15 protein-coding genes, 1 pseudogene and 1 riboswitch are annotated in these 25,726 nt (G+C 67.0%); of the genes and pseudogenes, 5 read left to right on the top strand and 11 right to left on the bottom strand.

Annotated features, from left to right (window positions below):
• Positions 1 to 75 precede the first annotated feature (75 nt).
• Positions 76 to 1,287, top strand: a complete 1,212-nt coding sequence (gene metK / locus ACCQ10_RS04475) for a methionine adenosyltransferase (protein WP_047694400.1) — start codon at positions 76 to 78, stop codon at positions 1,285 to 1,287.
• A gap of 811 nt (positions 1,288 to 2,098) precedes the next feature.
• Here the strand turns inward: metK and ACCQ10_RS04470 are convergent.
• From ACCQ10_RS04470 to ACCQ10_RS04440, 7 genes and pseudogenes are all read right to left on the bottom strand, one after another.
• Positions 2,099 to 3,403 carry a histidine-type phosphatase gene (locus tag ACCQ10_RS04470; RefSeq protein WP_372363056.1) on the bottom strand — a complete coding sequence of 435 codons (1,305 nt, stop codon included), beginning with the start codon at positions 3,401 to 3,403 and terminating at the stop codon, positions 2,099 to 2,101.
• Positions 3,404 to 4,099: 696 nt separating this feature from the next.
• Positions 4,100 to 5,302, bottom strand: coding sequence for an OmpA family protein (locus tag ACCQ10_RS04465; protein ID WP_372362354.1), 1,203 nt, complete (start codon positions 5,300 to 5,302; stop codon positions 4,100 to 4,102).
• A gap of 484 nt (positions 5,303 to 5,786) precedes the next feature.
• The gene (locus ACCQ10_RS04460; protein ID WP_372362353.1) at positions 5,787 to 7,802 is read right to left on the bottom strand and encodes an esterase/lipase family protein; all 2,016 of its coding nucleotides are present in this window, start codon (positions 7,800 to 7,802) and stop codon (positions 5,787 to 5,789) included.
• Positions 7,799 to 8,836 carry an Lnb N-terminal periplasmic domain-containing protein gene (locus ACCQ10_RS04455; protein WP_372362352.1) on the bottom strand — a complete coding sequence of 346 codons (1,038 nt, stop codon included), beginning with the start codon at positions 8,834 to 8,836 and terminating at the stop codon, positions 7,799 to 7,801. The genes ACCQ10_RS04460 and ACCQ10_RS04455 overlap by 4 nt, the downstream gene beginning before the upstream one ends.
• A complete protein-coding gene (locus ACCQ10_RS04450) occupies positions 8,833 to 9,405 on the bottom strand; it encodes a TetR/AcrR family transcriptional regulator (RefSeq protein ID WP_039404127.1) in 573 nt (190 codons plus the stop codon). Before ACCQ10_RS04450 ends, ACCQ10_RS04455 begins: the two co-directional genes overlap by 4 nt.
• Before the next feature lie 158 nt (positions 9,406 to 9,563).
• Positions 9,564 to 12,278: a phosphoenolpyruvate carboxylase gene (ppc, locus tag ACCQ10_RS04445; RefSeq protein WP_372362351.1), complete on the bottom strand. Its 2,715-nt coding sequence runs from the start codon at positions 12,276 to 12,278 to the stop codon at positions 9,564 to 9,566.
• A gap of 354 nt (positions 12,279 to 12,632) precedes the next feature.
• Positions 12,633 to 15,167, bottom strand: a pseudogene (locus ACCQ10_RS04440) (S9 family peptidase).
• 136 nt (positions 15,168 to 15,303) lie between these two features.
• Positions 15,304 to 15,418, top strand: a riboswitch (S-adenosyl-L-homocysteine riboswitch).
• Positions 15,419 to 15,449: 31 nt separating this feature from the next.
• On the opposite strand from ACCQ10_RS04440, the gene ahcY reads away from it, so the two are divergent.
• Positions 15,450 to 16,892, top strand: coding sequence for an adenosylhomocysteinase (gene ahcY / locus ACCQ10_RS04435; RefSeq protein WP_039564728.1), 1,443 nt, complete (start codon positions 15,450 to 15,452; stop codon positions 16,890 to 16,892).
• Between the two features lie 390 nt (positions 16,893 to 17,282).
• On the opposite strand, the gene ACCQ10_RS04430 is transcribed toward ahcY, so the two are convergent.
• Together ACCQ10_RS04430 and ACCQ10_RS04425 are read right to left on the bottom strand one after the other, a co-directional pair.
• Positions 17,283 to 17,840, bottom strand: coding sequence for a DUF3228 family protein (locus tag ACCQ10_RS04430; protein ID WP_179453735.1), 558 nt, complete (start codon positions 17,838 to 17,840; stop codon positions 17,283 to 17,285).
• A gap of 169 nt (positions 17,841 to 18,009) precedes the next feature.
• Complete coding sequence (locus tag ACCQ10_RS04425; RefSeq protein WP_047694385.1) at positions 18,010 to 18,555, bottom strand: DUF2058 domain-containing protein; 546 nt, start codon at positions 18,553 to 18,555, stop codon at positions 18,010 to 18,012.
• Between the two features lie 734 nt (positions 18,556 to 19,289).
• Between ACCQ10_RS04425 and ACCQ10_RS04420 the strand changes: the two genes are divergently transcribed.
• On the top strand, positions 19,290 to 20,660 hold the full coding sequence (locus ACCQ10_RS04420) for an alpha-amylase family protein (protein WP_372363055.1): 1,371 nt from the start codon (positions 19,290 to 19,292) through the stop codon (positions 20,658 to 20,660).
• 420 nt (positions 20,661 to 21,080) lie between these two features.
• Positions 21,081 to 22,739, top strand: a complete 1,659-nt coding sequence (locus ACCQ10_RS04415) for a histidine phosphatase family protein (RefSeq protein ID WP_372362350.1) — start codon at positions 21,081 to 21,083, stop codon at positions 22,737 to 22,739.
• A 111-nt stretch (positions 22,740 to 22,850) separates the two neighbouring features.
• Here ACCQ10_RS04415 and ACCQ10_RS04410 read toward each other — a convergent pair whose 3' ends face one another.
• Positions 22,851 to 23,786, bottom strand: a complete 936-nt coding sequence (locus tag ACCQ10_RS04410) for a Gfo/Idh/MocA family protein (RefSeq protein ID WP_372362349.1) — start codon at positions 23,784 to 23,786, stop codon at positions 22,851 to 22,853.
• A 330-nt stretch (positions 23,787 to 24,116) separates the two neighbouring features.
• Here ACCQ10_RS04410 and ACCQ10_RS04405 point away from each other — a divergent pair, with 330 nt between their 5' ends.
• The gene (locus tag ACCQ10_RS04405) at positions 24,117 to 24,515 is read left to right on the top strand and encodes a VOC family protein (protein WP_039404181.1); all 399 of its coding nucleotides are present in this window, start codon (positions 24,117 to 24,119) and stop codon (positions 24,513 to 24,515) included.
• A 76-nt stretch (positions 24,516 to 24,591) separates the two neighbouring features.
• On the opposite strand, the gene ACCQ10_RS04400 is transcribed toward ACCQ10_RS04405, so the two are convergent.
• Entirely contained in the window at positions 24,592 to 25,569 is a 978-nt protein-coding gene (locus ACCQ10_RS04400) for an NAD(P)H-quinone oxidoreductase (RefSeq protein ID WP_372362348.1), read from the bottom strand.
• Between the last annotated feature and the right edge of the window lie 157 nt (positions 25,570 to 25,726).

The raw sequence follows: 25,726 nt of genomic DNA, 5'->3' as shown, positions 1-25,726 counted from the left end.
GCACAATGCAACCGACACACGGGGCGTGTATCATCCGCACCCATCTTTTCATCCGAATTAAGGGATATAAGCCTGATGTCCAGCTACCTGTTCACCTCCGAATCGGTCTCCGAAGGCCATCCGGACAAGATCGCCGACCAGATCTCCGACGCCGTGCTGGATGCCATCCTGGCCCAGGACAAGCGTGCCCGCGTGGCGTGCGAGACGCTGGTCAAGACAGGCGTTGCGATCGTCGCCGGCGAAGTGACCACCAGCGCCTGGATCGATCTGGAAGCGCTGACCCGCAAGGTGATCCTGGACATCGGCTACAACAGCTCCGACGTCGGCTTCGACGGCGAGACCTGTGGCGTGCTCAACCTGATCGGCAAGCAGTCGCCGGACATCAACCAGGGCGTGGACCGCAAGAAGCCCGAAGAACAGGGTGCCGGCGACCAGGGCCTGATGTTCGGCTATGCCACCAACGAAACCGACAGCTTCATGCCGGCGGCCATCCACCTGTCGCACCGCCTGGTCGAGCAGCAGGCAAAGATCCGCAAGAAGAAGAACTCGGCGCTGGCCTGGCTGCGTCCGGATGCCAAGTCGCAGGTCACCCTGCGCTATGAAGACGGCGCGGCGACCGCGATCGACGCAGTGGTGCTGTCGACCCAGCACGACCCGGGCATCAAGCAGAAAGACCTGATCGAAGCCGTGCGTGAGGAAATCCTCAAGCCGGTGCTGCCGGCCAAGTGGCTGCACAAGGGCACCAAGTTCCACATCAACCCGACCGGCAAGTTCGTGATCGGTGGCCCCGTGGGCGACTGCGGCCTGACCGGTCGCAAGATCATCGTCGACACCTACGGCGGCTGGGCCCGTCACGGCGGCGGCGCGTTCTCGGGCAAGGATCCGTCCAAGGTCGACCGTTCGGCTGCCTATGCGGCGCGCTACGTGGCCAAGAACGTGGTGGCCGCGGGTCTGGCCGACCGTTGCGAAGTGCAGGTTTCCTACGCCATCGGCGTGGCCGAGCCGACCTCGATTTCGGTCACCACCTTCGGCACCGGCAAGATCGCCGACGAGCAGATCGAGAAGCTGATCCGCAAGCATTTCGACCTGCGTCCGTTCGGCATCATCCAGATGCTCGACCTGATCCACCCGATGTACCAGCAGACCGCCTCTTACGGCCACTTCGGCCGCAAGCCGAAGGACTTCACCTACACCGACGGTGCCGGCGTGCAGCATTCCGCCACCTCGTTCTCGTGGGAAAAGACCGACCGCGCCGACGCCCTGCGTGCCGACGCCAAGCTGAAATAATCACGCCACTCCTGCGGGAGCGGGCGCGATGCGTGACGACCGGGCCGCTGATGCGGCCCGGTTGCGTTTTGGCGGTCTGTCGGTGGGTTGCCCAACTTCAATACATGGCAAGTTGCGAAGGCGTCGGCTTATGGCAGACCCGCACGCGGACGGGCGTGACGAAATAGAGCCGCTCTCCCCGCGGGGCGAGAAGGCACGGCTTACGCGCCACCGGCGCGTGTGCCTTGGAGCGCCCGCGCCGCAAGCGCGGGCCGGGGCGCAGAGAGGGGTTGGGGTGAGGGTACGGGCGAAGCCACTCCCTGCCGAATAGCACCTGGCTGCGCACGCCCTCATCCGCTCCTACGGAGCACCTTCTCCCGCCTTGCGGGAGAAGGGACAACGACGCCAACCGCTGCTCAAGCCCCTCTCCTGCGGGAGAGGGGTTGGGGTGAGGATACGGGGGCGAAGCCACTCCCTGCCGAATAGCACCCTGGCTGCGCACGTACCCTCATCCGCTCCTACGGAGCACCTTCTCCCGCCTTGCGGGAGAAGGGACAACGACGCCAACCACGGCTCAAGCCCCTCTCCTGCGGGAGAGGGGTTGGGGTGAGGGTACGGGGGCGAAGCCACTCCCTGCCGAATAGCACCCTGGCTGCGCACATACCCTCATCCGCTCCTACGGAGCACCTTCTCCCGCCTTGCGGGAGAAGGGACAACGACGCCAACCGCTGCTCAAGCCCCTCTCCCTGCGGGAGAGGGGTTGGGGGTGAGGGTACGGGTCGAAGTCCCAGGCCATGCCAACCATCGCAGGACAGTTGTCGCGAACCTGTTGCTACCGATCGAGCTGCAACTGCTGCTGCAGCGCCGTAGCAAAACCCGCCAATGGGCAGGCCGTGCGCTGCTCCGGTGCACACAGGCCCAGCGACAGTTCCTGCTGCAGCGGCGGGTGGTCCAGATCCAGCGGCGCGAGCGTGCGCAGTTGGTCCAGCGATTGCGCCAGGTAACGTGCGCGCACCGCCTGGGTGCCGTCTGGCGCACGCCACAGGCCGAGCAGCAACGCGCCGCCCGGTGGCGGGTCGTCGGCGCCGTAGCCGGGCAAGTGGAAGTGCACGCCCAGCAGGCTGCTCAGCGCGGCGATATGCGTGTCGCTGCCGACGAACAGCGAGACCTTCGGCGCCTGCGCATTTCCGAACCGTTGCAGCACCGCGCGCGCCAAAGGGGCGCCCGAACGCTGCGCCATGTAGTGCGGGCGTGCATAGAGATCGAACAGCAGTGCATGCAATCGCGACACCTGTGCCAGACGCTCGGGTGTGGCGCGGCCCCAGCCGACCTGCGCCAGCGGCAGGCCATCGGCATACTGCAGCAACAGCACTTCGCCGGTGCCGGAGGTCAGGTCGATCGGCCCTCCCAGGGCCAGGCCCCGCCCATTGGCCGAGGGCGCCAGCGTGGAGGGCATGCGCGCAAAATCGCAGGGCATGCGGCGGCAGCCCAGAATCTGCTGCATCGCCTGCAGTTCGGCCGCGTGGCCCACCAGCAAGGCGGCCGGGCCGCCGGTCTGCCGCTGGATCGATGCCACGGCAGCGGCCGCGTCGAATGCCACCGTGCCGGCTTCGATCGGCCGGAACAGCGGGTCGTCGCTGCCTGCCTCGCGGTGGCCGGCGACCAGGCCGCAGCCGGGTGCCAGTGCGTCGGCCAGCAGCGCGCCGCTGTCGATGGTGCGTTGATCGGTGTTGGCCCAGACCGACACGCTGCCCGGCAACGGGCAGCCGGCGTGCGGTAGCAGCCCCTGCGCCGCCAGCCACTGGCGCAGATACTCCCCGCTCAAGCGCACGGCCGTGCGACCCCGCGGGGTCAGCAGGCTGGCCGGGGTGGACCACTGCGGCCAGGGCTGGTCGGCATAGCGTGCCGCCGCTGCTTCGCCCTGTAGCGGCGCACGCACGCCGTGCCGGAAGATCACCACCACGCGCTCGAGGTGGGCCGTGGCTGTAGCGGGTGATGGTCCCGCTGCGGCGCCGCTACCCTGCGTGCGCGCATCCGACGACGGCAGCGGTGCATGCGGTTCCGATGCTGCGCAGCCGCTCAACAACGTGGCGGCTAACGACGTCCACAGCGCGCTTGCGGCGAACATCGATGGCATACCGATACGCGGCATGCGCGCGGCATGCGTTGCGCTGCTTGCCGGCGGCGCAGGGTGCCCCGTGGAGTGCGGCGGGCGCCACGCGATCCCCATCGCATCGCGCCCGCTGCATCGATCCGTTGCGGACCGCGGCAATTCCCGCTTGCCGGCGAACGCCCCCTGCGGCCCGGCACCCTGCCCTACATCACTGACTTCGCGCGCGGCGATCCTGCTGCGCCGGCACCTGTCGATGACGGCAGCCCACATCGTCCGCATGTCCTCTGAGCTTCGTAAGCGGTGCAGCAGCCAACAACGAGCGTACATTCCGTCATCCAGAGCACAGCCGGGCTGCAACAGCGTCGGACCTCCCGACAGTGCGACGGCACGAGCGGAAAAGCGATGCAGCGGCCCTGCACCACGCCTGCAGGCAGGCGCGGCGCATGATGGGGATGGGTTGTTTCACCCAGGTGACGCCCGGGCAAGACCCGAAATCTGCATGCCTCAGGCGCGTACGTCAGCACAGTTGCGCGAGCACGCAGCTGGAATGGCAGCCGGGCTGCGCAGACGAGGGCCGCGGTGCGGTCGCAGACATCTCCACTCGGATCGCAGTGCGGACACTCGCACTACCGCCCCCGCAGCCTGTTTCGCCATCCAATACTCTTCTTCCACAGAGCGTGACCATGCACCCGCCATCATGCCGTTGGCACCGGGCCGCACTCACGTCCGCAGAAAGATCTCCACGCGCCGGTTGAGCTGCCGTCCGCCGGGATTGTCCTGCCCGTTGAGGGTGTTGGGCGCCACCGGCTGCGATTCGCCATAGCCCTTCGCACTGGCCGTCTGGGCGGTACCGCGCGTACGCAGCGCGGCCAGCACGGCGTTGGCGCGGCGCTCGGACAGGGCCTGGTTGTAGGCATCCTCGCCCTTGCTGTCGGTATGCCCGCGCACCTGCATGTCCTGTGCTGTCACCTTGCCGAGCGCAACGGCCAGGGTATCGAGCACGCGTGCCGCATCGGGACGGATGTCGGACTTGTCGAAGTCGAACAGGATGCGGTCGTTCAAGGTAATCAGATAACCGCAGGGCGCACCGGGCGGGGCGAACTTCTGCAGCGGCGGGAAGCGGCCGGCCGGCGGCACCTTGGGCAGCGGCGGCATGCGCACCTCGCGGGGAGGCCTGCCCACCGTGCCGGTGCCGTCGCCGTGGTTCTGCACCAGACCCTCGGGACCGTTCCAGGTACCCGACCCGTCGGCGTTGATGGTCACCAGCCCGCGTGGGCCGTTCCAGGTGCCGCTGCCATCGCCGCGATTGTCGATCAGGCCGCTCTTGCTGCTGTTCCAGGTGCCGGCGCCCTTGCCGTCCAGGCTGATCAAACCGGCCGGGCCGTTGTAGGTGCCGCCGCCATTGGACTGCACGTCGATGAGCGCATCGTCGCCGTTCTGGCCGGTGCCGTTGATGGTGCCGCTGCCATCGGCGTTGATGCGGATCAAGCCACCGTCGAAGTTGGCGGTGCCACTGCCGTCGGCCTTGAGATCGAACAAACCACCATCGCCGTTACGCAGCAGGTTGTCATGGGCATCGACGCTGGTGATGCCGGCATCGGTGATCAGCGTGCCGCCATCGCCACAACGCGCGGGCGCCACGCTGACGCCTTCGATCGGGTCGAGCACGTCCTGCAGCGAGGCTTCCAGTGCGCGTTGCGCCGGGGTCACGCCGACGATGTCGGGGACCACGATCATCGGGATGGCCGGAAATTCGGGCACTGCCGCATCGGTCGCGGGTGGCGCATCGGTGGCAGGCGTTGCGGTCTGCGTTGCCTGCGGCCTTGTGCCTGCAACGTCTGCCGCGGTCTTCTGACCTTCGCCACGGCTGCAAGCCGCCAATAGCAAGGGAACCCAAATCACTGCCGACAACGTCGTGCGCATCGCGTCTTCCTTGGTTCGAGCGAGTTCGAGGGAACCGCCTGATAGCACGAGCCTGGTCAACACCGCGCTAAGAGCGGCTGACAGACCTGCCGTGCGTTCGTCCGTCCGTCAGCCAGTCAGGCGTGCGTGCGTGCGTGTGCGTGTGTATTTGCGTGCGTGCAGTGATTTCCCGGCCACGTCTTGGCGATGCCGTCAGACGTCCAGGCCAGATGCCGAGTGGGTCGAGGGCACGGTGCCCTCAACGCTCGCGGGACACGTCGCAAGTACGTCCATGTAGCTCGGTGGCGGCACCATGCCGCCACACGGTCCCGCAAGCGGCGAGGACACCACGCCAGACAGATGGCTGGTGGTTTTGTTGAAGAATCAAGACAGCGTGTCGCGGCTTGCCGTTGCTCGTTGAGAACTTTGCCAACCAGCCAACTTGACTGGTCTTTGCCCGCCCACCGTCGCGGGACCCTTGGCGGCATGGATGCCGCCATGAAGCTTACGGCGACGTATTTGCGCGGTGTCCCGCAGCCGCCGTACTTCCTGCCGCTTCGGCCTGCAACTGCGCATGCAGAATGCGGCGGATCTCCAGAATCGCCTGCGGCGTTTCCTGCACGCTGTGCCAGGAGGTCACCACCAGTTCGGAGGCGGCGCCATCCAGATGCGCGCTGCGATACGGCACCAACCCGTCGTCGGAGTCGGCCAGCGGCACCTGCGGTTTTTCGCGGCCAACGATGGTGTGGTACTGCACCTGCGGTGAAATCGGCAGATCCATCGTGGCGCGCACGAACGGGTCGGTATCGCGCAGGTTGTCGATGCTGGTCGGCGGCAGCAGGCGGCCCTTGCGCCGGGACTGGCCACCGCTGCCTCCACGTTCGCTGTTGGCAAGATCCTGCAGTACATCGCCAAACCGGTCCAGCAACGTAATCGGCAGCCGCACCAGGCGCCCGACGAAGCGCCCCAACCCGCCTTCGGCCAGTGGCGTGCCGCGATGTGGCGCGGCGATAAAAATCGCGCGGTCGATCTGCGGCATCGGCGAAAAATGCAGCAACGGCGACAGCTTCGCGCGCACGCGGGCACCGCGCTCGCCGTCCAGCCGGTAATCCCGCAGCAGCGCGTCCCACAGCTGTTCGCCGGACGAGGACACCAGCAGCCGTCCGATCACTCCGCCCATGCTGTGGCCGATCAGGACCATGTCGTGTGAGGCGACGGCGCTGCCCGCCGGGTCGAAATGGCGCAGGCTGCGTTCCACCAACGCCTGGATTTCCGCGCGATTGACCGCGATGGGCGCATTGGTCGGGTAGTACACCTGCCAGATCTGGTAGCGCTGACGCAGCGTTTCATCGCCCATCACTTCGTTGGCTACGTTGACCCAGGCCTCCGGGCTGCTGGCCAGCCCGTGCAGCATCAGCAGCACGCGACGATCGGGGTCGTACGGCTGCATCAGATACAGATGCGGGCGCTCGATGCCGCGCGCACTGCCCAGCATCGAGCGCAGTGACTGCGCCGCAAACCCCGATTTGGCCAGCCACAGCCCGTAGGCGGCGGTGAAGTTGGCCGCCAAGGGCACCCGCTGCCCATGCAGCACCACCTCGTTCTGGCGGTACGGGTCGTACGGCACCAGGGTCACCAGATCGGTCTTCAGCACCGCTGCGAGCGTGTCGCCATCGAAGCGCAGCAACAGCGTCGCCGGTGCGTACGGCATCTCGCTGAAGGTCGGCAGCGGGCGCTCGGGCGCGGCACTCGGGGCGATGGCTTGCTGGACCGCCAGCCCGGCCGGATCGCCGACCAGTTGCGGGTCCACTTCGGCCACCAGCTCGGCACCGAAGCCGTCGCGCCGATAGGTGCTGCGTAATCCGTTGAAGCGCAATGCCGAGGCGGCAAAGATGGCGCGCGGGGTATTGCCGCCACCGGGCAGCCGGTAGGCCGACATGTCGACCACCACCTGCCAGCGGCCGACTGCGGTGGGCGCCGGGGTGGTGTCGCCGGCCTGTTGGGAGCGCGCAAACAGGCGCTCGACCACCTGCTGCACGGCATAGTTGTAGTAGTCGCGCACCTGCGTCTGGCGGTTTTCAAACGCACGCGCACTGGGCGCGCGCGCAGTGAAAAACAGGTAGGCATACGCATGCCGCGCCGCCTCCAGCCAGGCATCGGTGGCCACGTCGCTCATCTGCGCCGGATTGCGTCCGCCCAGGTCGATTGCGCGCGCGGTCCAGAGCTCGGCCTGGGTGGCCAGGCGACGCTCTTCGCCGATGCCTGCCACCGTGGTCAGGTGCTGCAGGCAGGGCAGCGGCTGCGTGCGGCAGGCCTTGGGCTGCAGCCCGGCCACCTGCAGGGTTTCGCTACCGGTCTGGCTGAGCGCGCCGGTGCTGAGCACATCGCCGCGCGTCTGCGCGACGTAATCGCCGCTGTTGCGCGACTGCACCGTGACCATGGCGCAGCCGCTCAACCACCCACTCATCACCACCGCCACCAGCACGGTCGTGGCCCGCCGCCATGGCCTGCGCGGCATCACTGCTTCGCACTCGCCGAGGTGCCGGGCGCCGGCGCCTGCGGCATGCCGGCACGGATGCGCTCGGAGAAATCGCTCGCCTTGTCGGCGGCGATCGCACGCGCGGTGAAATGCCCGCGCTGCTTTAAGGTAGCGAAGTCGTAGCTGGGCATCAGGCCGTGATGGTCGTAGGCGTATTCGTCGACATAGCCGGACAGCAGCAGGCGGTGATCCAGCGGTAGCGTGGGCTGCAATTGCCGCACCAGCGCGAACACAATGGTGGTGCAGTTGCTGGTGAGCGTGTTGTAGAACGCCGGCGTGCGATCGAGCTCCTTGGCCAGCTCCACATACCCCATGAACATGCGACGCAACCCGGCCTTGGGAATGGCCAGGCGATACAGGTACATGTCCTCGCCGCGCACATTGGTGCGCACGCGCAGGATGTCGCGCTCGTCGGCGGCCACCAGCGTTTCCTCGAAACTGCGAAAAAACCCGCCCAGCGCCGAAAACGCCTCGTGGCGCTCCTTGCGGATTTCCAGCGAGAACACCACATGCGAGCCATCGTCGAAGCCGAACGACACCAGCGTGTGCGCGATCGCCGGGCCCATCCAGTACGACAACGCCAGATCGGCGCTGACCAGATGGTCCAGATCGTACTGGCGGGTTTCCCAGCGCGGCACGTAGCGGGTTTCGCTGTGCCAGTCGAAATTGCGCACGTTGCGCAGGGTGACGATGTTGCCCTGCACCTGCGGCTGCAGACGCTGCGCGACATCGTCGGCCCAGTCGCGGTCCTGGCTGGGCTGCATGAACCCCCACGACACCGCCAGCACCACGAATGCGGCAGCGAAGATGCCCACCAGCGCCCAGTTCTCGCGGCCACGGCGCAGGCCCCACAGCGCGGCCAGCGCCATCGCGCACCACGAGGCCACCCAGCCGATGCGTACCAGTGCATTGCCACTGAGCGCGAAATAGATCGCCAGCCCGCCCCAGCACGCGGCCAACACCAGCGCGGTGCGCAACGCCCAGCGGCCGATGCGTGCGCGGGTGGCCGGTGTCATCGCGTGCCGCCCTCCGGCACCTGCATGCCCAGCGCGTGCATCAGCAGGTCGGCCGAACGGTGGGCCAGCCGCTTGCGTTCTGCTTCATCGTTGCCGCGCAGGCAGCTGCCCAGCATGTCGATCACCAAGAGCAGCTGCTCGTCGTCGACATCGGCCCGGCACAGGCCGGCGTCGCGGGCACGGTGCACGAAGGGCAGGAAGATCGCCACCACGCGCTGGTCGGCCGCCTCCACCGCCGGGTGCGCGCGCTCGATCGAGCGCCAGAAGTCCACCAGCGGTGCGGACTGGGCGATGTGTTCGGCCACGTCGTGCAGCAGCACGGCCAGCCCGTCCGGGCGGTCGGCCAGGTCGGCGGCCAGCCGCTCCAGGCCATCGAGCCCGCGCGCCATCAGCGCGGTCATCAGCGCCACGCGGTCCGGGAAATTGCGGTACAGGGTGGCGCGGCCAAGGCCGGCGCGCTCCACCACCAGTTCCAGCGGGGCATTGACGCCGTGTTCGCTGAACACTTCGTCGGCGGCATCGAGAATCTGCCGGCGGCGCAGCGCGGCATCAGGGCGGGAAGTCATCATGCCGGCATTATCGGACAGATTTGTCCGGTAACGCCAGAGTCCGCTTGCTCAATCGACCCCCTCCCCGACCGACGGTCGGAGTGGGTCGTCGGAGTGGACCGTCAGCTTGGGTCGTCGGAGTGGACCATCGGAGCCGATGGTCCACTCGGCAAACCGGATCAGCCGGTGTTCTGCACGCCTTGCGAGACGCCGTTGACGCAGGCCACCAGCGCGCGCAGCAGCGCGTCGTCTTCGCCGTCGGTGGCCCGCCAGCGTTGCAGCAGGTCCACCTGCAGTACGCTGATCGGGTCGATGTAGGGGTTGCGCAGGCGGATCGACAGCGCCAGCCGCGGGTCGTGCTGCAACAGCGATTGCTGTTGCAGCAGCGCCTTGACCCAGCCCTTGGTCAAGGCCAGTTCGTCCCGAATCTGCGGGAAAAAGCGCTCGTGCAGATCACCGGACAGCCGCGAGAACAACTCGGCGATATTCAGATCGCCCTTGGACAACACCATGGCGATGTCGTCCAGGAAGGTGCGGAAGAACGGCCAGTCCTGCGCCATCTCGCGCAAGGTGTCTTCACGCCCGGCATCCACTGCCGCCTGCAGGCCGCTGCCCACGCCGTACCACCCCGGGATCACCGCACGCGCCTGGCTCCACGCAAACACCCACGGAATCGCGCGCAGGTTGGACAACGCCGCATCCTGGCCCAGCCGCCGCGACGGACGCGAGCCCAGCGTCATGCGCTCGATCACATCGATCGGTGTGGCCAGGCGGAAGTACTGCATGAAGTCCGGCGCGCCGACGAAGGCGCGATAGGCCACGGTGCTGCGTTCGGCCACCAGGTCCATCACCGGGCGCCAGCGCTCCTCGCGCGGCTCGGGCGCACGCGGGCGCAGGCTGGACAGCAACACCGCGCCGGTCATCTGTTCCAGCGAGCGCAGCGCCAATGCACGGATGCCGTACTTGCGGTGGATGACCTCGCCCTGCTCGGTGACGCGCAGGCGGCCGTCCACGCTGCCGCGCGGTGCGGCATCCAGCGCGCGGCTGGTCTTGCCGCCACCGCGGGCAATCGAACCGCCGCGGCCGTGGAAAAACGTCAGCCGCACGCCCAGCTCGGCGGCCGCTTCCAGCAGCTCGACCTGCGCGCGCTGCAGACCCCAGCGCGAGGCCGCAATGCCGCCGTCCTTGCCACTGTCCGAATACCCCAGCATCACCATCTGCGTGTCGCCGCGCGCGGCCAGGTGCTGGCGATACACCGGGTCGGCCAGCAGGTCCTGCACGGTGCCGGTGCCGCCACGCAGATCGTCCACGGTTTCGAACAGCGGCACGATGTCCAGCGGCACCGCGCCCGCGTCGTCGACCAGCCCGCCGCGGCGCGCCAATGCGAGCACGGTGAGCACGTCGGCGCGGTTGTGCGCCATCGAAATGATGTAGCTGCCCAACGCATCGGCGCCGTGGCGCGTGCGCGCATCGGCGAGCGCGGCAAACACCGCGTCCAGGCGCGCATTGCCTTCGTCGGCCACGCGCGGCAATGCCTGTTCGCCGGACGCGTACGGGCCGAGCAAGCCAGCGCGCTGCTTGGCGTCCTGTTCGTCCCACTCTGCCTGGCCCAGGGCGTCGGCCACCGCGCGCGCATGCACGCTCGATTCCTGGCGCACGTCCAGCCGCGCCAGATGAAAACCGAAACTGCGTACGCGCCACAGCAACCGGCGAACCGCAAACCAACCGGCGTGCAGGCCCTTGTTGGCCTGCAGGCTGTCCAGGATCAGTTGCAGGTCGTATTCGAGTTCCGAGGGCGCGGCATAGGCGCCCTCGGCATCGTCCAGCGTGGCCTGCAGGCGCGCGCGCATCAGGTCGTTGAGCAGGCGGTACGGCATGTCGCCGTGGCGCGGGCGCGAACGTGCGGCGTCTTCAGGGAGCAGCGCGCGGTAGCGTTCCAGTTGCGCAGTGAGTTCCGGACTGACCTGCACCAGCGTGGTCGACTGGCTGAGCAGGCTGGCCAGTTGCCAGAGTTCCTTCTGGTAGCGGTCCAGCACCGCGCGGCGCTGCGCATCCAGGGTGCCGGCAATGGTGGTGGCATCCACGTTCGGGTTGCCATCCATGTCGCCGCCCACCCAGGTGCCGAAGCGCAGCAGGCGCGGCAATGGCGGCACACTGCCGTAGGTTTCTTCGATGGCGTGTTCGAGCGTTTCGTACATCACCGGCACCACCCGGTAGAGCACCTGGGTGAGATAGAAGCCCACATGCTCGCGCTCGTCGTCCACGGTGGGGCGCACCGGCGAGGAATCGGCGGTCTGCCACGAGGCGGTCAAGGCCATGCGGAAGCGTGCGGCGTCGCTGGCGCGTTCGTTGGGCGTGCGCATGCCGTCCAGGTTGTCGACCAGGCTGGCGACCATCAGCTGTTCTTTTTCCAGCAGCGCGCGCCGCACCGCCTCGGTGGGGTGCGCGGTAAACACCGGCTCCACATCGATGCGTGGCAACCACTGGCTCAGCTCTTCCAGGGTCACGCCCTGCGCCTTGAGCCGGCGCATGGCATCGTGCAGGCCATCGGGCTGCGGGGTGTCGGTGCCGCTGCGCTGGTATTCGCGGCGGCGGCGGATGCGATGCACGCGCTCGGCGATGTTGACCACCTGGAAATAGGTGCTGAAGGCGCGCACCAGCGCTTCGGCTTCACGCGGTTCGCGGCCGGTGAGTTGTTCGCTCAAGGTGGATGGCGGAGCATCGCTTTCGCGGCGCGAGATCGCGGCGGTACGGACGCGTTCGACTTCATCGAGGAATTCCGCAGATACCTGCTCGGCGAGCAGATCGCCCACCAGTGCACCGAGCCGACGCACATCGTCGCGCAAGGGAAGATCGGGGGTAGCGAACACAAGACTGCTGCGGTACTCGTTCATCGGAAACGCACACCCTCTTCAAGCGCAAAGTCGTCGAAGACTAACCCAAAAGGATTAGATGATCGCGACCGGCACGACGGTTTCAACACCAACCATCGTGTGCTGGCGCAGGTGGCGATGAATCGCGTAGGAGCGCACTCGCGCGCGATGCGGCGTTCCCGGTAATGCCCCATCGCGGGCAGGCCCGCTCCTACAGGTGATCGCGGCACCCATCTATGCGGCTCGGCAGCCGTTGCCGGCAGCGCATCAGCCACATCCTCATCTGCGGTAGGAGCGCACCCGGGCGCGACGAAGCTTCATCGGTAACGCCGCATCGCGCGCTAGCGCGCTCCTACCGGGCCAGCGCACCACCGATCAACGCGTGCGTGTGGCGCGCTTCTCCGGCACCGGCTCGCCGACATTGGTCTTCAACCACTGCTCGCTCTCGGCCAGCATCTGCATGATCGATTGCCGTGCGCGGTAGGCATGCGATTCGTTGGGCAGCATCACCAGCCGCGCGGTGCCACCCAGGCCCTTGATCGCGGCGAACATGCGCTCGCTCTGGATCGGGAAGGTGCCGGTGTTGTTGTCGTCCTGGCCGTGGATCAGCAGCAGCGGGTCCTTGATCTTGTCGGCGTAGTTGAACGGCGACATCGCCTGGTACACCGGTTGCGCCTGCCAGTAGTTGCGCTCTTCGGCCTGGAACCCGAACGGGGTGAGCGTGCGGTTGTAGGCGCCGCTGCGCGCGATGCCGGCCTTGAACAGGCGCGTGTGCGCGAGCAGGTTGGCGGTCATGAAGGCGCCATAGGAATGCCCGCCGATGGCGATGTGCTGCCGATCGGTGACCCCGCGCCGCACCACTTCGTCCACGGCGGCCTGCGCATCGGCGATCAGCTGCGGCACATAGGTGTCGTTGGGTTCGGCATCGCCTTCACCCACGATCGGCATGGTCGGGTTGTTGAGCACCACATAGCCGATTGCCAGGAATGCCTGCGGCCCCCAGTAGCTGATGGCGTTGAAGCGGTACGGCGAGTCGGTGACCTGGCTGGCGGTGTCGGCGCTTTTGAATTCGCCAGGGTAGGCCCACATCAGCAGCGGCCGCGGGCCGTCGCGCTTGGGGTCATAGCCGGGCGGCAGCAACAGCGTGGCGGTGAGGTCCACCCCATCGGCGCGCTTGTAGCGGATCTGCTCCTTCTGCACACCACGCAGCTGCGGCAGCGGGTGCGCGAAATGCGTCAATGCACGCGGTGCGGCCGCGCCATCACCAAGCGTCTGTACGACATAGTTGGCCGGCTCCTCCGGCGATTCGCGGCTGAGCAGCAGTTGCGTGGCCTGTGCGTCCAGCAAGGCCAGCGGTGCGGAATAGGTCGGCGCCTGCGAGTGGAACAGGCGCGTGGCCTGCTTGCTGCGCAGATCGAACCGGTCCACGAACGGGCGGTCGCCTTCCGGCGAGGCGCCCTTGCCAAGCAGGAACAGGCTGTTGCCGTCTGCACTGGTCTGCAGCAAGGTGCGGCCCTTGCCATCGGCCGCTGTCGCCGGCGTGCCCGGGTCCTTGTAGCGGTCCTGCGAGGAGCGGTCCCACAGCAGGTCGGGCGCGCGTTGCGGTTGATCCGGTGCGATGCGCCACTGCTTGGTGCGGCGGGTCTTCCACCAGCTCTCGCTCATGATCGCCAGGTCGCCGCGGCCCCATTGAATGCCCTCGAACCGGCTCTCCAGCTGTGCCAGCGTCACCGGTGCGCGGTTGAACGGTGCGGCCTGCATCCGCACCGCGTCGCGGATGGTGCTCTCGCGTGCCGGGTCGCCGCCGTCCTGCGCTTCGGCCCACACCAACGTGGCCGGTGCGTCGTGCCGCCAGGCGATGTCGCGCACGCCGGTGGGCACGGCGTCGTTGCCGGTCGGCAGGCCTTCGACCAACGGCAGCTGCGCGATCTGGCGCACCAGCTTGCCCTGCAGGTCCAGCACCTCGATGCGGCGCGGGAAATTGTCCGCCGGCACCAGATACGAAAACGGCCGCTCAGCGCGTTCGCTCAGGATGTAACGGCCATCCGGCGACACCGACAGGTTGAGATGGATGCCGGGCGCGGCGATCGGGCGGACCTGCCCGCTCAGCGTGACGATGATCGGCTGACCGGTGGCGTAGTACTCGAACACGCGCGCATCGGCCTCGTTGCGCAGCAGGTCCTGATAGGTCGGCAGCGAGCGCACCCCGGCGGCGGCGCTGGTCTGCTGGATCGCCGGGCCGGCCGGTGTCGCATCGCGGGTCGGCGGCGCGCCCTGCCCGGCCACCTGTTGTTGCAGCAGCAGCCCGCTGCCATCGGGCAGCCAGCGCAGTTCGTCATCGACGGTGGTATTCAGGCCGGTGACCAGACGCCGCGCCTGCCCGGCGGCCACGTCCACCAGCCACAGTTCGTTGGCGCCACTGCTCGCGTCCTCGCGGCGGAACGCCAGATAGCGCTGATCCGGCGACCAGCTCTACGTGGCCAGCGACAGCGGCGACGGCAGTCCGGCGATCTGCCGCTCACCACCATCGGCCACCGACAACAGCCACAACTTGCTGGCAAAGGAGAACCGGCTGGCGGCAAAGGTCTTCGGGTGGATGCGCAGGCCGGCCAGCTTCAACTCGGGCTGGGCCACCTCGGCGATGTCCGGCAGTGCCGGCAACTGCAGCATCGCGGCCAGGTCGCGTTTGGGCGAGAGCTGCAGCAACGGTGCGCGCGGTGCGTCCACCACCGCCTGCAGCGCCTTGGACGGCAGCTGGTAGGCGCTGCCTGCCGCAGCGCCTGGCTGCGTCACTGTCGCGCCGGCCGCCGGGCCGGCCGCCATCGCCAACACCGGCGCGCCCAATGCCAGCGCCCCTGCCAGCGCCCATGTGTGCTGCCGCCAGCCTTGCGCATGCGGTTTCTCCTGCATTGCCCGTCCCCGGTGATGATCGACCTGCGACCATAGCAGCCGCCTGTCGGCCGCTCCCCTGCCGTTGGTTGGGGTCATGCCACTTCAAACCGGCCAATTCATGCCGGAGGTGGGTGCTGCCGATATAATCGGCGCTCTCGTCGAGGGGCGCTGCGACCGGTAGGGCGGACTGATCCGCTCACTGCACCACAAGGTGCAGGCAATACGGCCAGGCTCGACCAGCAGTTACCGTTCAACGGCGCCCGGAATTGCAGACATTCGTTTGCCTACCGGAGCCATTGCATGAACGCTGTCACAAAGATTACCCCGCACGCCGATTACAAGATTGCCGACATCTCCCTGGCCGATTGGGGCCGCAAGGAGCTGGACATCGCCGAGCACGAAATGCCGGGCCTGATGTCGATCCGCCGCAAGCATGCGCAGACCAAGCCGCTGAAGGATGTGCGCATCACCGGCTCGCTGCACATGACCATCCAGACCGCGGTGCTGATCGAAACGCTCAAGGACATCGGCGCCAACGTGCGCTGGGCCTCGTGCAACATCTTCTCCACCCAGGACCATGCCGCCGCGGCGATCGCCGCCACCGGCACACCCGTGTTCGCCTGGAAGGGCGAGACGCTGGAAGAGTATTGGGACTGCACCCTGGATGCGCTGACCTTCACCCTGCCCGACGGCACCCTCACCGGCCCGGAGCTAGTCGTGGACGACGGCGGCGACGTCACCCTGCTGATCCACAAGGGCTATGAGCTCGAAAACGGCAGCACCTGGGTCGACGAGCCGGCGTCTTCGCACGAAGAGAGCGTGATCAAGGCGCTGCTCAAGCGCGTGGCAGTGGAGCGCCCGGGTTACTGGGGCCGCGTGGTCAAAGACTGGAAGGGCGTATCCGAAGAGACCACCACCGGCGTGCACCGCCTGTACCAGATCGCCGAAGCCGGCAAGCTGCTGATCCCGGCCATCAACGTCAACGACTCGGTCACCAAGAGCAAGTTCGACAACTTGTACGGCTGCCGCGAGTCGCTGGCCGATGGCCTCAAGCGCGCGATGGACGTGATGCTGGCCGGCAAGGTCGCCGTGGTCTGCGGCTACGGTGACGTGGGCAAGGGCAGCGCCGCCTCGCTGCGCGCCTATGGCGCCCGCGTGGTGGTCACCGAAATCGACCCGATCTGCGCCCTGCAGGCGTCGATGGAAGGCTTCGAGGTCAACACCATCGAATCCACCCTGGGCCGTGGCGACATCTATGTCACCACCACCGGCAACAAGGACATCATCACCGTCGAGCACCTGCAGGCCATGAAGGACCAGGCCATCGTGTGCAACATCGGCCACTTCGACAACGAGATCCAGGTCGATGCGCTGAATGCACTCAAGGGCGTGGAAAAGATCAACATCAAGCCGCAGGTGGACAAGTATGTGTTCCCCAACGGCAACGCGATCTTCCTGCTGGCCGACGGCCGCCTGGTCAACCTGGGCTGCGCCACCGGCCACCCGAGCTTCGTGATGTCCAACTCGTTCGCCAACCAGACCCTGGCCCAGATCGACCTGTGGGAAAAGCGCGACAGCTACGAGAAGAAGGTCTACATCCTGCCCAAGCACCTGGATGAGGAAGTGGCCCGCCTGCACCTGGAAAAGATCGGCGTCAAGCTGACCACCCTGACCAAGGACCAGGCCGACTACCTCGGCGTGCCGGTGGAAGGCCCGTTCAAGCCGGATCATTACCGCTACTGAGTCTTTGGCAAACCATCGCCATGCATAAACGGGCGCCGCGAGGCGCCCGTTTTTTTACGTGCCCAGCGCCTGAGCGCGCCTCGAACGGTGTACCGGCAGATCATGCACCGAGGGAGGCCGCGCAACGCAGCGCCTGGCACGAGGTCGTGCAGAAGAGAGAGCCGAGGAGATGTCAGCGTTCGACGTGCTGGCAGGCAATCCGTTTGATTGGCCGCACAGTGCATGGAGACAAGCGCGAACCGGTGATGGGCTGCGGTTCGCACGGGCATGTTGCGTCATATCGCTACGTGGATGTGACCGACACGGTGTGTCGTGATCGGTCACCGCGCGCAACGCGAGACGGGCTACGCACGCGATGCTTGAAACGCAGCGGCGCGATCATGATCAGGCTCACGGCCGCCAGTTTGCATTGGCCTCCCAGAACGCCACGCTGCGCCGGTAGGCCGCGCGGTCCAGCGGCACGCCGGAGCCGCCCTCATCCACGCCCAATGCATTGCGCAACATGGTAATCGGCGCCATCGGGATGTCTTCGGGCTCGGCGGTGTACAGACAGCCGACCACACCCCAGTCCGCATCGATCGGCGCGCCTTCCTTGGCCAGCTGCTCGCGGCTGTACAGGATCGGCACCATGTACTGCGCGACCGGCGACTCCACGCCTTCGAACCAACGCACCAGAACGGGAAGTTCCTGCGTGTTACGCGCTTCGTAGCCCGAGCGCAGCAGGTGCCGGTTGTCTGCGGTGATCGGCACTGTCAGGCAGCGCGTGCTGGTCCAGTTGCGGTGTACGTGCAGCTGGCAGAACGGCGCGTAGCCTTCGATCACGCGCAACGGTGGGGCGTCATTGAGATGCTGGATGAACTGCTCGGGCGTGCAGTCCTGGATGGCATTGCGACGGCCATCGCGCGGAAACAGGCGGGGACGGGCAAACGCGGTCAGAACGATGGACATGGCAGTGCGGGCAGCGGTAAGGCCGTCAAGGGTAACCCCTGCATGCAGTTCTCACGCGCAGGCCGGCGCTGGCAAACGGGCCGCAATGCAACGCATGCGTCGCTGCCGTTGAAGCGGGCTCACGGTTGCGCGCGTCGAGCGACGGGCCGCGTCAACGCCCGCTGCGGCGTCACCAGATCAGATCGTCCGGCACCTTGAACTGGCTGTAATAGTCATCGTCGCTGTCCGGTGCCGGCGAGCTGCCATTGCGGCCGTGATCCAGCACCACGGTTGCCGCATCGCGGCTGTAGACCTTCTCGGCGGCCGCACGCGGAATCAGCTCGAAGCCTTCGCCATGTCGCACGATCACCAGGGCGCCACTGGCAAGCTGGGTGCGCAAGGCGGGATTGACCAGCACGCTGCGGATGACGCTGCCATCGTTGAAGCGATAGTCGATCTCGCCCTCGCGCTTGACCTTGCTGGTCTCCACGATCTGGCGCACCTGGGCCAGCACTTCCTGTTTGCGCAGCTGCGCATTGCGCTCTTCGGCCAGTGCGCGATCGCGCTCGGCACGCTCGGCCTGCAGCCGTGCGGCATCCACCTTGTCGGTCTGCGCCGGCGCCACCGCGCCACCCTTGGCGTGGCGCTGCTTGACCTGCTCACGCGCGACCTTGTCCACCTGGGCTTTTTTGACCAGCCCGGCCTTGAGCAGCTGTTCTTGCAGTGGATTGCGCATGGGAGACGTCGGCAGTGAATTGGCCGCCAGTTTAGCGCGGCAGGCGGCGGGCTCCCGTCGCAGCCCCTGCCGCGCCCTCCCGGCCAGCGCGCCGGCCGGCCGCTGCGCCGATGAATGCATCGTCCGCACCACGGCATTGCCGCTACCGGAGACAAGCCGTGCCCCAACATCATGCCGCATCGCCTGCTCACGGCACCACTCACCGATGCGCGCCCTTGGGCAACTGGCCATCACTGCGAAGGGAGGGTCGCGGACCGCACGTGCATTCCTGCGGCAAGCATGCTCGCTCGTGGCCCGCGTACGACCTGCATCCCCGATGATGATGGCGCCGGGCCTGGCGACACCTGCGCTGGCCGAGCCGGTCACCCAGCCAGTGATCTGCCACAGCAGATACATTCGTCGCTGAAGCAGGCGCCGCGTCCCTGCGTACCAGCGCGATCGCGGAGGGCTGGCAATTCTGCGACCAGGCACCCCGTTGCCGTCGAACCCTGCACGCAATTCGGCGGTTCACCGCATTGAATACGTATGCACACCACCGATGTTGCGGCGCGATGCGCGCTTAGCATCACCGCGCGCTGCACGCCGTGCGCGCGCTTTCCGGAACAGGGGCCGGAGGCTTGAATGTGGGCATCGCCAGCTGCGCGGATGCTCGCTCCTACCGACTGGAGATCCACCCGATGCACACCCTCATTGCTCCTTCTCCGCCTTCGCTCACGCAGCGATGCACCCGCCTGTTGCTGACGGCACTGGTTCTGCTGCTGACCACTGCAAATGTGCAGGCCGATGTGATCCTGCACGCCTTCAACTGGCCATATGCCACCGTCGAAGCACGCGCCAAGCAGATCGCCGATGCGGGCTATCGCAAGGTGCTGGTGGCACCCGCCTACCGTTCGCAAGGCAGTGCCTGGTGGGCGCGCTACCAGCCGCAGGATCTGCGCGTGATCGACGGGCCGCTCGGCGACACCGCGGCGTTTTCGCGCATGGTGCAGGCATTGGCCAACAACGGTGTGCAAACCTATGCCGACGTGGTGCTCAACCACATGGCCAACGAAGCGGCCACGCGTCCGGATCTGAACTACCCCGGCAGCGCGGTGTTGTCGCAGTACGCCGCCAATCCCGGCCGCTACGATTCGCTGCGCCTGTTCGGCACCTTGCAGTCCAATTTCCTGAGCGCCAGCGACTTCGGCCCGGCGCAATGCATCAGCAATTACAACGATGCCTACCAGGTGCGCAATTACCGTATCTGCGGCGGCGGCAGCGATCCGGGTCTGCCGGACCTGGTCGGCAATGATTGGGTGGTGCAGCAGCAGCGTGCCTATCTGCAGGCACTCAAGGGCCTGGGGGTGAGCGGCTTCCGCGTGGATGCAGCCAAGCACATGACCTTCGATCATCTCAACCGCGTGTTCGATGCAGGCATTCGCTCGGGCGTGTACGTGTTTGGCGAGGTCATCACCGGCGGCGGCAGCGGCAACGGCGATTACGACCAGTTCCTGGCGCCGTATCTGCAATCCACACCGCATGCGGCCTACGACTTCCCGTTGTTCAATGCGGTGCGCAATGCGTTCGCGGTCGGTGCGAGCATGCAGCAGCTGGTGGACCCCGCCGCGTCGGGGCAGGCGTTGCCGGGCAACCGTGCGGTCACCTTCGCCATCACCCACGATATCCCCAACAACGCCGGCTTCCGCTACGCCATTCTCGACCCGGTGGACGAAACCCTGGCCTATGCCTATCTGATCGGACGCAATGGCGGCATGCCGATGGTGTACACCGACAACAACGAAAGTGGCGACAACCGCTGGGTCAACGCGTATCAGCGCGATGACCTGCGTCGCATGATCGGCTTTCACAACAGCGTACAGGGCACCGACATGCAAGTGCTGTCGTCCAGCGCCTGCCACATCCTGTTCCGCCGCGGCAGCCTCGGCATCGTGGGCATCAACAAGTGCGGTAACCCGGTCAACACCACGGTCGGCATGAACAACAGCGTGCTGTACTGGAATGCCGACTACGTGGATGCCCTGGGTTCGGGCAGCGTGGTGCGTATCTCCAGCGGCTCCTACACGTTCACGCTGCCGGCGCGGGGCGCGCGCATGTGGCGCCGCTGAGCCAAGCCGCAGACCGCGCACAGCGCGCGCTCCCACAACGTGCCCAGGTTATGTAAAGCAGACCTGGACATCGTTGCGTGCATCAGACCGTTGCAAGCAAACACCGCCTCCGCCGCCTTGCGCGCGCGGAGGCGTTTTTCATTCTGCAGCCTGCGCTTGCTCCGCTTGGTCATGCGATGAGCGGTCTGGTCAGACATGCGCCAGGTCACGATCGATACGAACTTCGCTGCAACATGAATTGATCGAAAAGACCAGGCCTTCGGACGCAACAAAACCCGCTGCCGGGTGGACCTACCTCGCAGCCCGATGCATGCCGATTCATCTGCCCACCCGGCGTGCAGACGGCCGACCGCGACGCGAGCGCGCCACCGTGGCAACGCACGCGATCTCGCACCCGAGGAGCAGAACCGGAGCAAGCCGATGCCTTTGTACTTCGTGCGTCACGGCGAGTCGCTCGCCAACGAACAGAACTATTTTGCCGGCGCGCAGAACTCGCCATTGACCTCGCTGGGACGTCGCCAGGCGCGGCAGGCGGCCGAGGAGGTCAGGCGCCGTGGACTGCAGTTCGACCAGGTCCACGTCTCGACGCTGGAGCGCGCACAGGCGACCGCGGCGATCATTCTCGACGGTGTGCCCGGGGCGCCGCAGGTCATCTCCAGCGCGGCATTGGTGGAACGCGATTTCGGCATCTTCGCCGGCAAGAACAAGACCCTGATCAAGAAGTCCATCGGCCACCGGCTCTACGACGCCTGCTTCCATGACGCGCAAGGCGCGCCACCCGACGGCGAGCACTGGATGGACATGTACGCGCGTTGCAAGCAGTACTACGACACCGTGCTGGCGCCGCTGGACCGCCAGGGCAAGCAGGTGCTGGTGGTGGCGCACAAATACATCGTCGAGGTGTTCGCCCTGATCGCCGCCGGCCTGCCGCCTGCCGACTACATCGACTTCCGGCTTCCCAACTCGCGGCCGCTGTCGTGGGACGAACTCAAACACATGACCGCACGCAGTTCATCGCGCATGAACTACCTGGGCGAGCAGACCGAAATCCATTTACTGCAATGGATGCTGATTGCCGCAGTGGCCGGCTTTGCGCTGTCGTGCCTGGGCGTGTCGCTCCCGCATGGCATCAGCTCCGCCGCCATCGTGGCGCTGCTGGCCGCCAATGCGTTTTTCCTGTCGGTGCGTATCGAACCTGACGCGATGCGACTGACCCGCGGCCCGGAGAACGTCGCGCTCAGCGTGATCAGTGTGGCGCGCGCACTGATTGCGATGGTGCTGCTTACCCAGTTCGACAACGCGTGGATGCACGTCCTGGGCCTGTTGCTGATCGTGCCACCGGCGCTCTCGGTGCCGACCTTTTCGCTGGCGCGCGGCGGCGACTATTTCTTTGCCGCGCGCTATACCCTGGTGCTGTCGATGCTGTTGCCGGTGGTGCTGTTGCTGCTGTTCCTGGATCACCGCGAGGTCTTGGGCAATGCGCATGCACTGGAGCGGTATTTCGTGGTGCTGCTGCTTGCGCTGGCCCTGCCCTGCCTGCTGGCACAGAGCTGGCGGCGTGCGCGTCCGATCGCTGCGGGCAAGCTGGCAACCAACTGGGGCTGGGTCGGCTCACTGACGATGGTGCCGATGGCCTTGCTGGTCGCGCTACGCGCCGGTGGCCCCGCGTTGGCGGATGCATTGGCGCATGGCGGCTGGCGGGCCTGGGGCGCACTGCTGTTGCCGTTTGCGCTGCTGCTGACATGCCGGCTGGGCAGCGCGGCGTCCCTGTACCTGCATCAGCGCGTCACCGGCAAGCGCATCGGCCCGGCGATCCGCTCCGATATCCATCTGCTGCAGACATCGCCCAACATCTTCCTGTGGCTGAGCCTATTGCTGCCAGGCACCTTCGCGCATGCGCCCACCCTGGTGGCCGGCACGCTGCTGAGCTTCTTCGCCTTCGCGCTCCTGGATGAAACCTGGGTCGTGCGGCGCTTCCGTGCGCAGATCAAGCCGGCGTTGCAGCAGCACCCTGCGCGCGCCACGACGGCGGCTTCGCCGCCCGGCACACCAGGCGACGTCGCACTGGACAACCGATGACGCGGCCCGCCTCAGGCGCGGCGATCACCGCGCCCGGGGCGGTCATCACGATGAGCGCCATGTTCAATGAAGGCAGCCATCGGCATCGTTGCGGATCGCTGCGGCCTGGAGTTACCAGGCGAACGGCGCGGTGACCTTGCGTGCACCGAGCAGGAACGCATCGGCCACATGCACGAACGGTGCGACATCCACGTCCGAGTCGCCCGCGCGCACCAGCTGCACAAAACGCCGGTACAGCCCATCGTATTCACTGGATGCCGGCACTGCCTGCGGCTGCCCGTCGATGCTCAGCTTGGCGCCGCCTTCGCTGAGCACGAGCAGCCCCTGCGTGGTTTCCACCTCGATGTCCCAGCGCTGATGACCGGTCTGCAGGAAATCGAATTCCGCCGTCACCGGCACGCCGGCGGTATCGACGAAGGCGAGCCGGGCAGACAGCGGTGCCTGGCGGTTTTCCGGCGTGTGCAGCTCGGCCTCGCGCAGGGCGAAGGGGCGCGGCAGCAGATGCGTGACGATGGACAAGGCGTTGATGCCGGGATCGAACACGCCCATGCCGCCGGGTTCGAGAATCCAGTCCTGCCCGGGGTGCCAGTGGCGGATGTCTTCCTTCCAGGTGATGTGCGTCCGCACGATCTGCTTGTCGGCCAGCCACGCACGCGCAGGCTCCACGCCAGCGGCGTAGCGCGAATGCCAGCTGGTGAGCAGGCTGCGCTGCGCATGCTGCGCCACAGTGCGCAGATCGTTGATCTCGGCGAGCGTGGCCGCCGGCGGCTTTTCCAGGAAGACATGCCGGCCAGCCGTCAACGCCGCTTGCGCCAACGCATGTCGCCCCACCGGCGGCGTGCACAACGCGACCGCTTCCAGCTCCGGATGCGCGGCAAACGCCTCATCCAGGGTTTGGTACGCCGGTACGCCGTCGACCGTGCCATGCCGGCTTACCGTGGCCACCAACTGCACATCGGGGCGCGCGGCAATGGTCGGCACGTGTTGATCGCGGGCGATCTTGCCGATCCCCACCAGGGCAATGCGCAATGCGTCTGGATGCTTCATCGAAACCTTCGTGCTGATAAGGAGAGCGGCGACACGATCGACTGATCGCGCACCATGGGGCAGCGCAGCCGTGGGCCGCATCCGCCAGCGCGATGCAGTGTACGGTCAGCGCGCAGCCCACCGCGAGACATCGCTCCTGCTTGTTTTGCTATACCTGCCCACGGCCGGCGATGCCGGCGTGCTTGCCATCCCGGCGATGGCGACCTGCAAGCGCCGGCATTCCCGCGCCAGCCAGCGGCATGGTCCTGTCCTGCGATTGACCTCACCGTCGATGCAGCCCAGCATCGCCGCCGGCACGCCGATGTGCCGTCGTCACGGAAGGCCGCTTCGATGTTGCACCACGTTTCGCTGGGCGTTCGCGCAATCGAGGCATCTGTCGTGTTTTACGACGCCGTTCTGGGGGCGCTGGGCCATGTACGGGTGTGGTCCGATCTGGAGCCGGGCACGCTCGACCAGGCCGTGGGCTACGGCAGACCCGGCGGCGAAGACAGCCTGGCATTGAAGCAACGCCCGGCCACGCACTGCGCGCCGGGAGACGGCTTCCACCTGGCCTTTGCCGCGATCGATGCAGCAGCGGTGGATGCCTTCCACCGGGCAGCGCTGCAACACGGCGGCCGTTGCAACGGTGCACCCGGTCTGCGGCCGGATTACGGCAGCAGCTACTATGCCGCCTTTGTCATCGACCCCGACGGCCACCATCTGGAAGCGGTGCGAGCAGGCACGCGATAAACCGCCCGGCGCTGCGTCGTTGCATGAGCATCAGCATGGCCTACCGTCGCATCGCCAGGCTGCTGACCGCGTGCGCTCACATTTCCAGCACCACCTTGCCCAGGTGGCTGCCCTGCTCCAGATAGCGGTGCGCGGCGGCCGCCTCGCTGAGCGGGAACCGCTTGTCGATCAGCACGCGGATCTTGCCCTGTTCGATCCAGGGCCACACCACGCGTTCGACCTCTGCCGCCAGCCGCGCCTTTTCATCGGCATTGCGCGGGCGCAGGGTCGAGCCGGTCAGGACGGCCTGCTTGCGCATCAGCTGCGGGATCGGCACCTCGATGGTGGACCCGGCCTGTGAGGCGATATAGACGATGCGTCCGCGCGGGTTGAGCGCGTCCAGCGTCTGCGCAAAGACGGCCGCACCCACCATGTCGAGCGCCACATCCACCCCGGCGTGCGCCTTGGCCACGTCGACGAACGACTCACGGGTGGAGTCGATGGCGATATCGGCGCCCAGCTCGCGCGCCTGCGCCGCCTTGGCTGCCGAGCGTGCGGTGGCCAGCACGTGCGCACCGGCAGCCTTGGCCATCTGGATGGCGGTGACGCCGATTCCGGACGTCGCCCCATGCAGCAGCAGCCATTGGCCGGCTGCCAGCTGGCCATGTTCGAACAGGTTGGTGTAGGCGGTGAAGATGGTCTCCGGCAGCGCGGCCGCCTGCACCAGATCCATGCCTGCAGGAATCGGCAGCACATGACGCGCATCGACCGCGGCGTATTGCGCGTACCCGCCGCCGCCCAGCAAGGCGCAGACACGGTCGCCGACCTTCCAGCGACCGGCGGGCTCCACGATCTCGCCGGCAACTTCCAGGCCCAGCGTTTCCGGCGCGCCCGGCGGCGGCGGATAGTGGCCGGCGCGTTGCAGCAGATCGGGGCGATTGATGCCGGCGGCATGCACGCGGATCAGCACCTGCCCCGGTGCCGCATACGGGCGCGGTTGCTCGGTGGCGTACAGCGCATCGGCGTCGCCCTTGCCATCGCGGATGGCGATGGCGGTCATCGTGGTGTCGCTCATGCAGGCGCTCTGTTGAGGGGTGCCCAGTGTAGGCAGGCAGACGTCAACGTGTGGCGCAGATGCCGCGCACCTTGCATCGCGCGCCTGCGCAGCATCATCCGCCACCAGATATGCATTCATCGCGATGAAGCGATAGTATGCCGGCACGATCCGCAGA

This window comes from Xanthomonas sp. NCPPB 1325, from assembly GCF_041477645.2.
Classification (GTDB): Bacteria; Pseudomonadota; Gammaproteobacteria; order Xanthomonadales; family Xanthomonadaceae; genus Xanthomonas; species Xanthomonas cannabis.
This window is presented reverse-complemented; position numbering and strand designations above follow the sequence as displayed.